Genomic DNA, 12,593 nt, shown 5'->3' with positions numbered 1-12,593 from the left:
AACAGGGGTACAACAGGGTCTTACTCATCGCTGACCGGTGAAGGGGGCCGGGCAGCGACGCATCGGGTTTACTTGTAGATAACCGCGGTACCGTGAAGAGTATTCGGACCGGTTACCGAAGTAATACGGTATGAGGTGGCGCCCATTTCATCCGCTTTCTGCGCCAGCTGGTCTTCCAGCGACCCCAGGTTAGTCCCTGCGGACGCAGAGATGGTGCCCACTTTATGCTGGCCGGCTGGGGTGGACTGCACCTCAACAGCGGCAAAGCTGGCGAAAGAGAGGGAGCTAAGCACGGCGGCAATAGCCAGAGTATTAACGGTTTTCATGATTATTATACCTATGCAGATGAATTTTATAGTAGGGTCGCAAGCATTAACTTAACGATCGATAGGTAAATAATAATGTGATCTAAGTCACACGTCAACGCATTTTTATAACGATCGTTTAACTATTTATAAAATGCTTAATTTTCATACGCATATGAATTATTTATTTTTGAACCAACAGCGCTGGCCCCGGCGATCGTTTATTTTTATAATGGCCATTCACCAAACCAACATAGGTACAACGGCATCATGACAACTGACGTTCAAAGTTGCGCCAAAAAAAGCCGTGGCCGACCGAAGGTGTTCGACAGGGATGCGGCGCTGGACAAAGCCATGACACTCTTCTGGCAGCACGGCTATGAGGCGACCTCGCTCGCCGATCTGGTCGAGGCGACAGGAGCAAAAGCCCCCACCCTGTATGCGGAATTTGTGAATAAAGAAGGACTGTTCCGCGCAGTATTGGATCGTTACATTTCGCGCTTTGCCGCGAAGCACGAAGCCGTGCTGTTTGCTGAGGGAAAAACCGTCGATCGGGCGTTGCGCGACTACTTCACCGCGGTCGCCACCTGCTTTACCAGCAAAGAGACGCCGGCCGGCTGCTTTATCATCAATACCTCCGCCGCGCTGGCTGCCTCCTCGACGGATATCGCCAACACCATCAAATCCCGCCATGCGATGCAGGAGCAGGCGCTAACCCAGTTTCTGCAGCAGCGGCAAGCGCAGGGCGAACTGCCTGCGGGCCGCGACGTGGCGCAGCTCGCGCAGTTTCTCAACTGTGTCCTGCAGGGGATGTCCATCAGCGCACGGGAAGGCGCCGATTTCGACAAACTGATGCAAATCACTGACACCACTCTCCGTCTCTGGCCGCTGGTCCTCGAGTCCTGATGCGCCCCGCTTCCGGCGGTATTCTGCCGCCGGAACCGCCCGTCGTTTCGCTTTACCCCCACAAAATAGATTGATTTTTATTACCTTTTCTCGCGCAAGATAAACGCAAATGATATTGATTGCGATATTCATTATGTGCAAAATCCTTTTTGAGTTTTTCCAGATGTTTCGCATTGTAACGAATACCGGCCGACGCCGGCCCATAACAACGACAAAGCAACTTGCTCATAAAAGGAATGGATATGAAAAAGCGCCTCTGGGTGCTCCACCCTCTGCTGCTGGCCAGCGCGCTGCCTGCGCTGGCGGCTCAGTCTGATGAAGACAGCATCATCGTTAGCGCGAACCGCACCCACCGCACCGTGGCCGAGATGGCCCAAACCACCTGGGTCATTGAGGGCCAGGAGATTGAGCAGCAGGTCCAGGGCGGGAAAGAGTTCAAAGACGTGCTGGCGCAGCTGATCCCGGGCATCGATGTCAGCAGCCAGGGGCGCACCAATTACGGGATGAACATGCGCGGGCGCGCCATCGTCGTGCTGATTGACGGCGTCCGGCTCAACTCCTCACGCACCGACAGTCGCCAGCTCGACGCCATCGATCCGTTCAACATCGAACATATCGAAGTGATCTCCGGGGCGACCTCACTGTACGGCGGCGGCAGTACCGGCGGACTTATCAACATCGTCACCAAAAAAGGGCAGCAGGATCGGCAGGTCGATCTTGAGGTGGGCAGCAAGAGCGGGTTTGCCAACAGCAACGATCATGATGAGCGCGTCGCAGCGGCCGTCAGCGGCGGGACAGACCACGCGTCCGGGCGTTTATCGGTAGCCTATCAGCGTTTCGGCGGCTGGTACGACGGCAACAACGATGCGCTGCTCCTCGATAACACCCAAACGGGGCTCCAGCACTCTGACCGTCTGGACGTCATGGGAACGGGGACGATCGAGATCGACGACAACCGCCAGCTGCAGCTGGTCACCCAGTATTATAAAAGCCAGGGCGATGATGACTATGGCCTGTGGCTCGGAAAGAATATGTCCGCGGTGACCAGCGGCGGCAAAGCGTACACCACCGATGGGCTCAATTCCGATCGTATCCCCGGCACCGAGCGCCATCTGATCAGCCTCCAGTACTCCGATGCCGACTTCTTCGGTCAGAATCTGGTGAGCCAGGTGTACTATCGCGATGAATCCCTCACCTTCTATCCGTTCCCGACGCTCAGCAAAGGCCAGGTCAGCAGTTTCTCCTCGTCGCAGCAGGATACCGATCAGTATGGGGCAAAGCTGACCCTGAACAGTCAGCCGCTGGCGGGCTGGGATCTCACCTGGGGTCTCGACGCCGATCATGAGACCTTCAATGCCAATCAGATGTTCTTCGATCTGCAACAATCGCTGGCTTCCGGTGGGCTGCACAACGAATCGATCTACACCACCGGCCGCTACCCGGGATACAGCATCTCCAACGTCGCGCCGTTCCTGCAGTCAAGCTACGATCTGAACGATATCTTTACCATTAGCGGCGGGGTTCGCTACCAGTGGACCGAAAACCGGGTTGACGACTTTGTCGGCTACGCCCAGCAACAGGATATCGCCAACGGCAAAGCGCGCTCCGCCGACGCCATCAAAGGCGGCAAAACCGATTATGACAACTTCCTGTTTAACGCCGGGATCGTCGCCCATCTGACCGAGCGTCAACAGACCTGGTTTAACTTCTCGCAGGGCGTTGAGCTGCCGGATCCGGGTAAATACTATGGCATCGGGAAATACGGCGCCGCGGTCAATGGTCATCTGCCGCTGCTCTCCAGCGTCAACGTCGATGACTCGCCGCTACAGGGGATCAAAGTTAACTCGTATGAGCTGGGCTGGCGCTACACCGGCGATAACCTGCGCACCCAGCTGGCGGCGTATTACTCGACTTCGGATAAGACCATCGTGGTCAACCGTACCGACATGACCATCGATGTTCAGTCCGACAAGCGGCGTATTTACGGCGTTGAGGGAGCGGTCGATTACTTTATTCCGGACAGCGACTGGAGCGTCGGCGGCAACTTCAACGTGCTGAAATCACAGGTGCAGACCGATGGCCGCTGGCAAAAATGGGACGTCACCCTCGCCTCGCCGTCCAAAGCCACCGCCTGGGTAGGCTGGGCGCCGGATCCGTGGAGCCTGCGCGTGCAGAGCCAGCAGGTGTTTGACCTCAGCGACGCCGCCGGCAACAAGCTGGAAGGCTATAATACCGTCGATTTTATCGGCAGTTACGCGCTGCCGGTGGGGAAACTGACCTTCAGTATCGAAAACCTGCTTAACGAAGATTATGTCACCATCTGGGGCCAGCGCGCGCCGCTGCTCTACAGCCCAACCTACGGCAGCTCGTCGCTGTATGAATACAAAGGCCGTGGCCGTACCTTCGGTCTGAATTACGCGTTAACTTTCTGACAAAAAAAGCCCCTCAGCCTGAGCGATTGAGGGGCTAATCATTACACAAATCTGTTTTTAGATTTTGTTGTTCAGGACCAGCTGGCCGTTGTTGTCCAGCGGGATCTGGCTGCCAGGATCGTGATCCATACGGATTTTCCCCTGCTGATCGCCTATCTTATAGGTCACATCGTAGCCCAGCATTTTGTCGGATTTGTCATACACCGTTTTGCAGCGCTGCTGCGTGGTGGTGTAGGTGTCGTTATCCTGCATCGCGCCCTGGATCTGGTTACCGGCATAGCCGCCGCCCAGCGCGCCCACCACCGTCGCCACGCTGCGTCCGTGACCGCCGCCGAACTGGTGGCCAATCACCCCGCCCGCCACCGCGCCCAGCACGGAACCGGCGATGCGGTTTTCATCCTGTACCGGACGACGATGGGTCACGGTGACATTACGGCATTCCTGGCGCGGCGTTTTCACGGTTTCTTTAATCGGTGTACTGGAGACCACTTGCGCATACTGCGGGCCGCGATCTAACACGTTGAGACCAGCGACAGCTGCAACGCCCAGCGCGGCAGCCACGCCTATCCCTATACCCGCCAACATAGATTTATTCACGGGAGATCCTCCTTTGTTGCTGTTGATACAATTTTGCAACCGGACCCGGGAAGGCGCAAATCAGATAGCGGATGAAAAGTGCGAGAATTCGCTGCAAATCAAAGGTATTCAGAGGATTCCGAGCGGGATCCCCGCCGGTTCAGCAGAAGAGCCCGGAGGCGCCGCCAGGGCGCGCTCCGGGTCGCGATAGCGATTAGTGCAGCTTGAGACGCGGGCGAATGATGCGGTTGATGCGACCAACCAGCATCATCAGGCCGGTTTTGAAATAGCCGTGCAGGGCGATCTGGTGCATACGGTACAGGGAGATGTACACGAAGCGCGCAATGCGCCCTTCCACCATCATCGAGCCGCGCATCAGGTTGCCCATCAGGCTGCCGACGGTGGAGTAATTGGACAGCGACACCAGCGAGCCATGGTCTTTATAGGTATACGCCTTCAGCGGTTTGCCTTTCATCTGCGCGAGGATGTTATTCAGCGCGCAGGTGGCCATCTGGTGCGCCGCCTGAGCACGCGGTGGCACAAACCCGCCTTCCGGACGGGCGCAGGAGGCGCAGTCGCCGATGGCGAAAATATCCGCGTCGCGGGTGCTCTGCAGCGTCGGCTCAACCACCAGCTGATTGATACGGTTGGTTTCCAGGCCGCCGATCTCTTTCATGAAATCTGGCGCTTTGATCCCGGCCGCCCAGACCATCAGATCCGCTTCAATATATTCGCCATCTTTGGTGTGCAGGCCGCCCGCATCGGCGCTGGTGACCATGGTCTGCGTCAGCACCCGTACGCCCAGCTTGGTCAGCTCATTGTGCGCCGCGCCGGAAATGCGCGGCGGCAGCGCAGGCAGAATGCGTTCTCCCGCTTCGACCAGCGTGACGTTCAGCGCTTCGTTGGTCAGCCCTTTGTAACCGTAGCTGTGCAGCTGTTTCACGGCATTATGCAACTCAGCGGAGAGTTCCACGCCGGTGGCGCCGCCGCCGACGATGGCAATGTTCACTTTACCGTTAGCGCCAAGGTTCGCGGAGTACTTAAGGAACAGGTTGAGCATCTCCTGATGGAAACGACGCGCCTGATGCGGGTTGTCGAGGAAAATGCAGTTCTCTTTCACCCCAGGGGTGTTGAAGTCATTCGAGGTACTGCCCAGCGCCATCACCAGCGTGTCGTACGGCAGTTTACGCTCAGCCACCAGCAGCTCGCCTTTTTCATTGCGCAGTTCGCCGAGGGTGATGGTCTTCCCTTCGCGATTGATATCGACCACCGATCCCAGCTGGAACTGGAAGCCGTGGTTGCGGGCATGGGCCAGATAGCTCAGCGCATCAACGCCTTCATCCAGAGAACCGGTGGCCACTTCGTGCAGCAGCGGCTTCCACAGATGGCTGTGGTTACGGTCCACCAGGGTGATTTTCGCTTTCTTATGGCGCCCTAACTTTTTCCCCAGCTGAGTTGCCAGTTCCAGTCCGCCTGCGCCGCCACCCACAATTACGATTTTTTTCAATGGCGTAGTCATGTGTACCCCTAAAATTATTAACCAATTGTTAAATAAAAGTTATTAAAATAGCCTTTATTTAACAACAAGTTACGTCAATGAAACCATTCAGCACTGTCGAGAATACCATGAACGGTGCATTGGTCATACCAAAATTGATGTGCATCAAGTTTTGTCGCGTATTTTTTCAGCGAAACCAATAAGTGTAGACATGAAAAAACCCGCGCGGTGAACCCGGCGCGGGTTTGGAGACAGGGGAAAAAGGCTTAACCGAGGGTTTTAAACGCTTTCAGCCGCTGCAGGTGCGGCGAGATGTTTTTAAACTTATGGGTCTGCTCTTCATCCCAGATAATTTCATAATAGTGGTGCAGAAGGTCGGCGGAACGCTGGCTGTCCAGCGCTTCGTCCTGCCGGGAAAGCACCACCAGGCAGCGATCGCGGTTCTTCTCGCGAAAGTTGGTCACGCACTTGGTGGCGATGTCAGCATACTCTTCCGGTCGGTCGATTTTGCCTTCCATATTCTCATGCGGAAACAGGTTAGGATTGAACACCGCCTGACGAATATCGCACAGGAAACCAATCCGCTCAGCCCAGTAACCGCCGAGTCCAACGCCGCAGATCAGCGGCCGGTCATCGGCGGTAAGCTGCAGCATTTTATCGACCTCTTTCAGCAAATGCTGCATGTCGTGCTTGGGGTGGCGCGTGCTGTAGCTTATCAACCGCACGTCAGGGTCAATAAACTGCAACTGCATCACCTTCTCGTGGTTACCGGGGCTGTTCGAGTCAAAACCGTGTAAATAGATAATCATCGCATCCTCACCAGACAACAACGCCCCGCAGAGCGTTACGCGGACTTCGCCTCTTGCCAGCGCGCATGAAGCTGCTCCAGCTGGGCACTCACCGTTTTCCAACGGGCTGAATCCCTTAACTCCTGACGGGAAAAGGAACCTTTATGATACAATTTCGTAACACGCTCTGCTTTGATCGGCGACAGGTTATCCAGCACACTGACCGCGCCCTTACGATTATTGCAGACCAGTATCATATCGCAACCGGCGTCGAGCGATGCCTGGCCGCGTTCGGCATAGCTGCCCATGATCGCCGCCCCTTCCATCGACAGATCGTCGGAGAAAATCACCCCGTCGAAGCCCAGCTCGCCGCGTAGCACCGTCTTCAGCCAGTACGCTGAACCGCTGGCCGGGCGCGGATCGAGCTCCGGATAAATCACATGCGCCGGCATAATGGCATCCAGACGCTGCTCGGCGATAAGGCTTTTGAATATCGCCATATCGTGGTCGCGGATGACCGATGCCGGACGCGGATCGAACGGGGTTTCTTTGTGCGAATCGGCAGTCACCGCCCCGTGTCCCGGGAAGTGTTTGCCGGTGGTTTTCATGCCCGCAGCGTGCATGCCGTCAATGAAGTGACGCGCCATCGTCAGCGCTTTCTGCGGATCTTCATGATAAGAACGTTCGCCGATCGCGGCGCTGATATGGCCGACGTCCAGCACCGGCGCAAAGCTAATATCGATGTCCATGGCGATCATTTCGCTGGCCATCAGCCAGCCAGCCTCGGCGGCCAGTTTGCCCCCCTCTTCCATCCCCAGCAGCGCGGCGAAAGACTGGGCCGCCGGTAAACGGGTAAAGCCTTCGCGGAAACGCTGAACGCGTCCCCCTTCCTGATCGACCGCCACCACCAGATGGTTACGGGAGGCTTCGCGGATCTGGCGCACCAGCTCCCGCAGCTGCGCCGGATCGTGATAATTTCGGGTGAAGAGGATCAACCCTCCCACCAGCGGATGCGCCAGAATCTCTCGCTCTTCCGCATCCAGTTCATACCCTTCAACATCCAACATCACTGGGCCCACACTGACCTCTCTTATCCTTTGCGTTCGTTGTCTAACTGACACCATGTTTCATCTGCCAGCGTGATAAATTGCCGATCCCCGCTCTGCCGCCAGCGCATTTCATACCAGCCCGCCATCAGCAGCAGTACCCACGGACGCCAGCGCGCCACCTGCCGCCATAGCTGCTGCGGGTCGATGGCCGCCCGCCGGGCATACGCCGTCACCAGCTGGCGGCGCTCACCCGGGGCGATCCATACGGCGGCCAGCTCCAGCGCGATATCGCCATCGCCGGCATATTCCCAGTCGATCAGCTTCAGACCGGCGTCGCTGTGGATAATATTGCCGGCATGGACGTCCATATGCAGCGGCGCCAGGCGCAGAGGACGAGGCTCGCCCCGGCGGCACAGCCGCTGATGCCAGCGTAGCCAGCGCGGCGTACGCCGGGCCGGATCGCTCCTCTGCCAGTACTGCGCCAACAGCGGCCCGAGACTCACACGCCAGCCGAACCGCGGTTGCTGATGCAAATCATACAATAAGCCAGACAGCTGCGGGCAGTCAGGTAACTCGCTTTTCACCTCACCCACGCAATACTCCACCACCATCCAGCAGGGCGAGTAAAACAGGGGGTTGGGCGCCAGCCTGGCAGGCAGCCGGCGCAGCGCGCGATACTGACGGCGAAAATAACAGGCAGCGGCAGACGGGTCGTGCGGCTGACGCAGCACTCGTCGCCGGTCGCCGTCGCTGATAATCACACTGCCGCCGCTGAGGCCGGTCTGGCTCAGCGAGGCGACAGGATGATAGTGGGGAAAGAAGCGCGACAAGAGCTCGTCGCGCGTTAGCTTATTGTTGCTGAACAGCACCTTTACCTGACCAGATAATCTCGCCGGTTTGCACCAGCATCAACTGCATCTTCAGCTCAGGCGCGTTGACGTTGCCGGTGGCATTGGAGTAAAGCACATACTGCGCGCCCACATTGCGGGCGATGCCCATGGCTTTGCTGCGGCTGCCGAGGCTGTCCTGCGGCGACAGGCCCAGCTGCTGCTTGGCGACCGCCAGCTGCTGCGGTGAAACAAGGGTAAATTTGCCGTTGCCCGCCAGCGCGTTGCGTAACGCGGTGGTAGCTTCTCCGGCATTCAGCGAACCGTTGGTGCGGTTGTTCACGCTGTCAACCAGCAGAATACTGCCGGCATTGACCCCGCCCGCCTGCAGCATCTGTCCCACCATCGGCTGCACCGCGCCGTTCCAGTCATAATGACGCACGCGCGGCGCCGGCTGACCCGACTGCTGATCCTGATGCTCAATCGGTCCTGGCTGTGACGGGACGGATGGCACCGCCGGTACCGTCGGCACCGTGGGCTGCGGCTGCGCAGGCTGCTGCGGCTGCGGTTTGGCCTCTTCTACCGGCGCGGGCTGCTCACGCAGCCCCGCACAGCCTGCGAGGAATATCGCCAGTGCTGTGATTAACGCATAGCGACACATTTTCATCATTATAATTACCCCTTACAGATAAAGATAAAGGCGGGCCTTATGCGCCCCCAGGATATTGGCGCTGCCATACAACGTCACCGAGGAGCGAGCCGGAACCACGATGGTGCGCGGCGCCTCCAGAGGGTGCATCTCCAGCCCTCGGGCGTCATACCAGAAAAAACGATAATGCACGGTGACCGGCTGTTGGCGCTCGTTATACAGCGTAGAGGAGGCGGTGGCCTGGATCTCCGTCGCCACGACGACAGGCTCGCTGGCGCTGATCCCGGCGGCCAGCACGCTCGACTCCATCACCAGCGCCTGCTGGTCAGAAACCGGGATCTCCGGATGTGAACTACATCCGGCCAGCAGCCCCGCCGCCAGACACGCGCCCAAAAGGGTCCTGAGCATGACGTTAGCCTTTGTGCGCCAGCATCGGACCCAGCGGACGACCGCCCAGCAGATGCATATGGATATGGTAAACTTCCTGGCCGCCGTGACGGTTGCAGTTGACGATCAACCGGTAGCCATCGTCGGCGAGGCCTTCATCGCGGGCAATCTTCGCCGCGACGGTCATCATCCGGCCCAGGGCCAGTTCATGTTCAGTGGTAACGTCATTTACGGTAGGAATCAGAACGTTCGGGACAATCAGAATGTGGGTGGGCGCCTGCGGGGAGATGTCGCGAAAAGCGGTCACAAGCTCATCCTGATAAACCATATCCGACGGGATCTCCCGGCGAATGATTTTGCTGAAAATCGTTTCTTCTGCCATGACTGATTCCTTATTAGTTTTATCCCGTACGCTGGCCTGCTTCTGCAGATAAACGCGGACGCACAGGTTACGGTAAGAGTATGAGCGACATCCTCCCTCTCTTTCAACCTGAAAGCTCTTTTTCTTATTCAACTATAGACTTAGCTGCTGAGGGAATAAGCATTTGGCGGACAGTTTGCGGGGTTATCGCCTCTGGAAGGCCGATCTGGTGACGTAAAAAAGGCAGCCAGTTGGCTGCCTTAGTCTCCCCGATACTACGTCTTAACTGTTACGGATGTACTCATCCATTTCAGTTTTCAGGTTATCGGACTTGGTACCGAAGATGGCCTGTACGCCAGAACCTGCCACTACCACGCCAGCGGCGCCCAGTTTTTTCAGGCCAGCCTGGTCAACTTTCGCTACATCCGCCACGCTAACACGCAGACGAGTAATACATGCGTCGAGGTTGGTGATGTTCTCTTTACCGCCGAAAGCGGCGACCAGAGCCGGAGCCATCTCGCTGGTTGCGCCAGCTTTGCTCTCTTCGGTGGTATCTTCACGACCCGGGGTTTTCAGATCCAGGGCTTTAATCAGCACGCGGAAAATGACGTAGTACACGATCGCATAGCAGATACCGACGATCGGGAACAGCCACAGCTTGCTGCTGTTACCGGACAGCACGATAAAGTCGATCAGGCCGTGAGAGAACGAGGTACCGTCACGCATACCAAGCAGGATACAGATCGGGAACGCCAGACCCGCCAGGATGGCATGGATAACGTACAGGATCGGCGCCACGAACATGAACGAGAACTCGATCGGCTCGGTGATACCGGTCAGGAACGAGGTCAGCGCGGCGGAGATCATGATACCGCCTACTTTGGCGCGGTTTTCCGGTTTAGCAGAGTGCCAAATCGCGATAGCCGCTGCCGGCAGACCGTACATTTTGAACAGGAAGCCGCCAGACAGTTTGCCCGCAGTCGGGTCGCCTGCCATGTAGCGCGGGATATCGCCGTGGAATACCTGACCCGCCGCGTTGGTGTATTCGCCGATCTGCATCTGGAAAGGAACGTTCCAGATGTGGTGCAGACCAAACGGCACCAGGCAACGCTCGATGAAACCGTAGATACCAAACGCCACCACCGGGTTCTGATAAGCAGCCCACTGGGAGAAGGTCTGGATCGCGGAACCGATCGGCGGCCAAATGAAGGAGAGGATCACGCCAGTGAAGATAGCGGCCAGACCAGAGATAATCGGTACAAAGCGCTTGCCCGCAAAGAAGCCGAGATATTCTGGCAGCTTGATGCGATAGAAGCGGTTGAACATGTACGCGGCGATAGCACCGGAGATAATACCGCCAAGCACGCCGGTATCAGCCAGGTGTTTTGCCGCAATCTCGTCAGCAGGTAAATGCAGCACCAGCGGCGCAACCACCGCCATGGTTTTCACCATGATGCCGTAAGCTACGACTGCAGCCAGTGCGGATACACCGTCGTTATTGGTGAAGCCGAGGGCCACACCGATAGCGAAGATCAGCGGCATGTTGGCGAAAACAGAACCGCCTGCTTCTGCCATAACGTGGGAGACCACGGCTGGCAGCCAGCTGAAGTTTGCGGAACCGACGCCCAGCAGGATACCTGCGATAGGCAGTACGGATACCGGCAGCATCAGCGATTTACCGACCTTCTGCAGGTTAGCAAATGCATTCTTAAACATAATTGAGAGTGCTCCTGAGTATTTGGTACTTTTTTACGTTTTCACGCATTGGCCCGGGGGGAGAACCGCGCCGTGGACAGGACATCTAAGCGCCCTTTATTTATTACACAGAGTAAAATAATTAACGGGATGATTGTTTGACGGCTATCACGTTTCAATCAGCCTTCCGGTAAAAATTTACATCAGCTTACATAAGTTGTATCCAGATGTTGCCAAAAAACCTTCACCGCCACTTTTGTGGCGGTGAACTTTACTCGCTTTGGCTATTAATTACGAGCCTTAAAATAATAAGCAGATCAAGCAGGTTGCAAGCGGGCGGGGTCAATGTGGAACAGCGTGGCAAAATTGTCGGTGGTCTGCTGAGCCAGTTGCTCCAGCGACACACCCTTCAGTACCGCCATGTATTCAGCAACGTCACGAACCATCGCCGGCTGGTTCTCTTTGCCGCGATGGGGTACCGGCGCCAGGTACGGCGAATCGGTCTCCACCAGCAGACGATCCAGCGGAACATAGCGCGCCGCATCGCGCAGTTGCTCGGCGTTACGGAAAGTGACGATACCGGAAAACGAGATATAGAACCCCATGTCGAGCAGCTTACCCGCCGTCTCCCTGTCCTCAGTGAAACAGTGTAGTACGCCTCCGCAATCCGTCACCTTTTCTTCACGTAAAATGGCCAGGGTATCGGCGCGAGCGTCACGGGTATGCACGATCACTGGCTTATTCAGCTCCCGGCCGATGCGGATATGGTCACGGAATGAGGTTTGCTGCTGGGCTTTGGTTTCCGGGGTATAAAAATAATCCAGCCCGGTCTCTCCCATCGCGACGACGCCCTCTTCCGCCGCCAGCGTGCGCAGCGTCTCCACCTCGTAGGGCTCGTCCTGGTTTAACGGGTGCACGCCACAGGAGAAAACGACATTGTCACGCCTCCCTACCAGCTCGCGCATACTGCGGTAGCCAGGCAGCGTCGTGGCGACCGCCAGGCAAAATTTCACATCGCGCGCGGCCGCTTTTGCCAGCACGTCATCGACGTTTTTGTGCAGAGTTTGATAATCCAGACCATCAAGATGGCAGTGGGAGTCGACTAAAAACATAATGTCTC

The 12,593-nt window shown here is 57.1% G+C and carries 14 protein-coding genes and 1 pseudogene; 3 read left to right on the top strand and 12 right to left on the bottom strand.

Annotated elements, in window-relative coordinates; all coding sequences use genetic code 11:
- Positions 1-68: 68 nt before the first annotated feature.
- On the bottom strand, positions 69-326 hold the full coding sequence (gene bhsA / locus ABLV52_RS03580; protein WP_002900788.1) for a multiple stress resistance protein BhsA: 258 nt from the start codon (positions 324-326) through the stop codon (positions 69-71).
- A 133-nt stretch (positions 327-459) separates the two neighbouring features.
- On the opposite strand from bhsA, the gene ABLV52_RS03575 reads away from it, so the two are divergent.
- Positions 460-579 carry a hypothetical protein gene (locus tag ABLV52_RS03575; RefSeq protein ID WP_044522093.1) on the top strand — a complete coding sequence of 40 codons (120 nt, stop codon included), beginning with the start codon at positions 460-462 and terminating at the stop codon, positions 577-579.
- Positions 576-1,211 (top strand): TetR/AcrR family transcriptional regulator, encoded by a 636-nt coding sequence (locus tag ABLV52_RS03570; protein WP_023289148.1) that lies wholly within the window; start codon positions 576-578, stop codon positions 1,209-1,211. The genes ABLV52_RS03575 and ABLV52_RS03570 overlap by 4 nt, the downstream gene beginning before the upstream one ends.
- A 52-nt stretch (positions 1,212-1,263) precedes the next feature.
- On the opposite strand, the pseudogene ABLV52_RS03565 reads toward ABLV52_RS03570, so the two are convergent.
- Positions 1,264-1,385 (bottom strand): annotated as a pseudogene (locus ABLV52_RS03565) (hypothetical protein).
- Positions 1,386-1,453: 68 nt separating this feature from the next.
- Between ABLV52_RS03565 and ABLV52_RS03560 the strand changes: the two are divergent.
- Entirely contained in the window at positions 1,454-3,643 is a 2,190-nt protein-coding gene (locus tag ABLV52_RS03560) for a TonB-dependent siderophore receptor (RefSeq protein WP_048297236.1), read from the top strand.
- 57 nt (positions 3,644-3,700) lie between these two features.
- Here ABLV52_RS03560 and ABLV52_RS03555 read toward each other — a convergent pair whose 3' ends face one another.
- From ABLV52_RS03555 to ABLV52_RS03510, 10 genes are all read right to left on the bottom strand, one after another.
- Complete coding sequence (locus ABLV52_RS03555; RefSeq protein WP_002900781.1) at positions 3,701-4,240, bottom strand: glycine zipper 2TM domain-containing protein; 540 nt, start codon at positions 4,238-4,240, stop codon at positions 3,701-3,703.
- 193 nt (positions 4,241-4,433) lie between these two features.
- Positions 4,434-5,738, bottom strand: a complete 1,305-nt coding sequence (locus ABLV52_RS03550; RefSeq protein ID WP_348890005.1) for an NAD(P)/FAD-dependent oxidoreductase — start codon at positions 5,736-5,738, stop codon at positions 4,434-4,436.
- A 245-nt stretch (positions 5,739-5,983) separates the two neighbouring features.
- Positions 5,984-6,526 carry an alpha/beta hydrolase YcfP gene (gene ycfP, locus ABLV52_RS03545; RefSeq protein WP_002900775.1) on the bottom strand — a complete coding sequence of 181 codons (543 nt, stop codon included), beginning with the start codon at positions 6,524-6,526 and terminating at the stop codon, positions 5,984-5,986.
- A 35-nt stretch (positions 6,527-6,561) separates the two neighbouring features.
- The gene (nagZ, locus tag ABLV52_RS03540) at positions 6,562-7,572 is read right to left on the bottom strand and encodes a beta-N-acetylhexosaminidase (RefSeq protein WP_072199202.1); all 1,011 of its coding nucleotides are present in this window, start codon (positions 7,570-7,572) and stop codon (positions 6,562-6,564) included.
- A 23-nt stretch (positions 7,573-7,595) separates the two neighbouring features.
- Positions 7,596-8,423, bottom strand: a complete 828-nt coding sequence (gene thiK, locus ABLV52_RS03535) for a thiamine kinase (protein ID WP_080819858.1) — start codon at positions 8,421-8,423, stop codon at positions 7,596-7,598.
- Positions 8,404-9,042, bottom strand: a complete 639-nt coding sequence (lpoB, locus tag ABLV52_RS03530; protein ID WP_072096711.1) for a penicillin-binding protein activator LpoB — start codon at positions 9,040-9,042, stop codon at positions 8,404-8,406. The genes thiK and lpoB overlap by 20 nt, the downstream gene beginning before the upstream one ends.
- 21 nt (positions 9,043-9,063) lie before the next feature.
- Positions 9,064-9,438: a YcfL family protein gene (locus tag ABLV52_RS03525; protein WP_004204572.1), complete on the bottom strand. Its 375-nt coding sequence runs from the start codon at positions 9,436-9,438 to the stop codon at positions 9,064-9,066.
- 4 nt (positions 9,439-9,442) lie between these two features.
- A complete protein-coding gene (hinT, locus tag ABLV52_RS03520; protein ID WP_032452442.1) occupies positions 9,443-9,799 on the bottom strand; it encodes a purine nucleoside phosphoramidase in 357 nt (118 codons plus the stop codon).
- A 261-nt stretch (positions 9,800-10,060) separates the two neighbouring features.
- Positions 10,061-11,494 carry a PTS glucose transporter subunit IIBC gene (ptsG, locus tag ABLV52_RS03515; RefSeq protein ID WP_002900680.1) on the bottom strand — a complete coding sequence of 478 codons (1,434 nt, stop codon included), beginning with the start codon at positions 11,492-11,494 and terminating at the stop codon, positions 10,061-10,063.
- 296 nt (positions 11,495-11,790) lie between these two features.
- The gene (locus ABLV52_RS03510; RefSeq protein ID WP_032452441.1) at positions 11,791-12,585 is read right to left on the bottom strand and encodes a metal-dependent hydrolase; all 795 of its coding nucleotides are present in this window, start codon (positions 12,583-12,585) and stop codon (positions 11,791-11,793) included.
- Positions 12,586-12,593: the final 8 nt, after the last annotated feature.

Source organism: Klebsiella sp. GB_Kp056 (assembly GCF_040064755.1).
GTDB classification, from domain to species: domain Bacteria; phylum Pseudomonadota; class Gammaproteobacteria; order Enterobacterales; family Enterobacteriaceae; genus Klebsiella; species Klebsiella quasipneumoniae.
This window is presented reverse-complemented; position numbering and strand designations above follow the sequence as displayed.

What these genes read in the sequence shown, in the direction of transcription:
- ycfP (WP_002900775.1), bottom strand. Translation starts at nt 6,526, where the DNA reads ATGATTATCTATTTACACGGTTTTGACTCGAACAGCCCCGGTAACCAC.
- ABLV52_RS03510 (WP_032452441.1), bottom strand. Translation starts at nt 12,585, where the DNA reads ATGTTTTTAGTCGACTCCCACTGCCATCTTGATGGTCTGGATTATCAA.
- ptsG (WP_002900680.1), bottom strand. Translation starts at nt 11,494, where the DNA reads ATGTTTAAGAATGCATTTGCTAACCTGCAGAAGGTCGGTAAATCGCTG.
- nagZ (WP_072199202.1), bottom strand. Translation starts at nt 7,572, where the DNA reads ATGTTGGATGTTGAAGGGTATGAACTGGATGCGGAAGAGCGAGAGATT.
- hinT (WP_032452442.1), bottom strand. Translation starts at nt 9,799, where the DNA reads ATGGCAGAAGAAACGATTTTCAGCAAAATCATTCGCCGGGAGATCCCG.
- ABLV52_RS03560 (WP_048297236.1), top strand. Translation starts at nt 1,454, where the DNA reads ATGAAAAAGCGCCTCTGGGTGCTCCACCCTCTGCTGCTGGCCAGCGCG.
- lpoB (WP_072096711.1), bottom strand. Translation starts at nt 9,042, where the DNA reads ATGTGTCGCTATGCGTTAATCACAGCACTGGCGATATTCCTCGCAGGC.
- bhsA (WP_002900788.1), bottom strand. Translation starts at nt 326, where the DNA reads ATGAAAACCGTTAATACTCTGGCTATTGCCGCCGTGCTTAGCTCCCTC.
- ABLV52_RS03575 (WP_044522093.1), top strand. Translation starts at nt 460, where the DNA reads ATGCTTAATTTTCATACGCATATGAATTATTTATTTTTGAACCAACAG.
- ABLV52_RS03550 (WP_348890005.1), bottom strand. Translation starts at nt 5,738, where the DNA reads ATGACTACGCCATTGAAAAAAATCGTAATTGTGGGTGGCGGCGCAGGC.
- ABLV52_RS03525 (WP_004204572.1), bottom strand. Translation starts at nt 9,438, where the DNA reads ATGCTCAGGACCCTTTTGGGCGCGTGTCTGGCGGCGGGGCTGCTGGCC.
- ABLV52_RS03570 (WP_023289148.1), top strand. Translation starts at nt 576, where the DNA reads ATGACAACTGACGTTCAAAGTTGCGCCAAAAAAAGCCGTGGCCGACCG.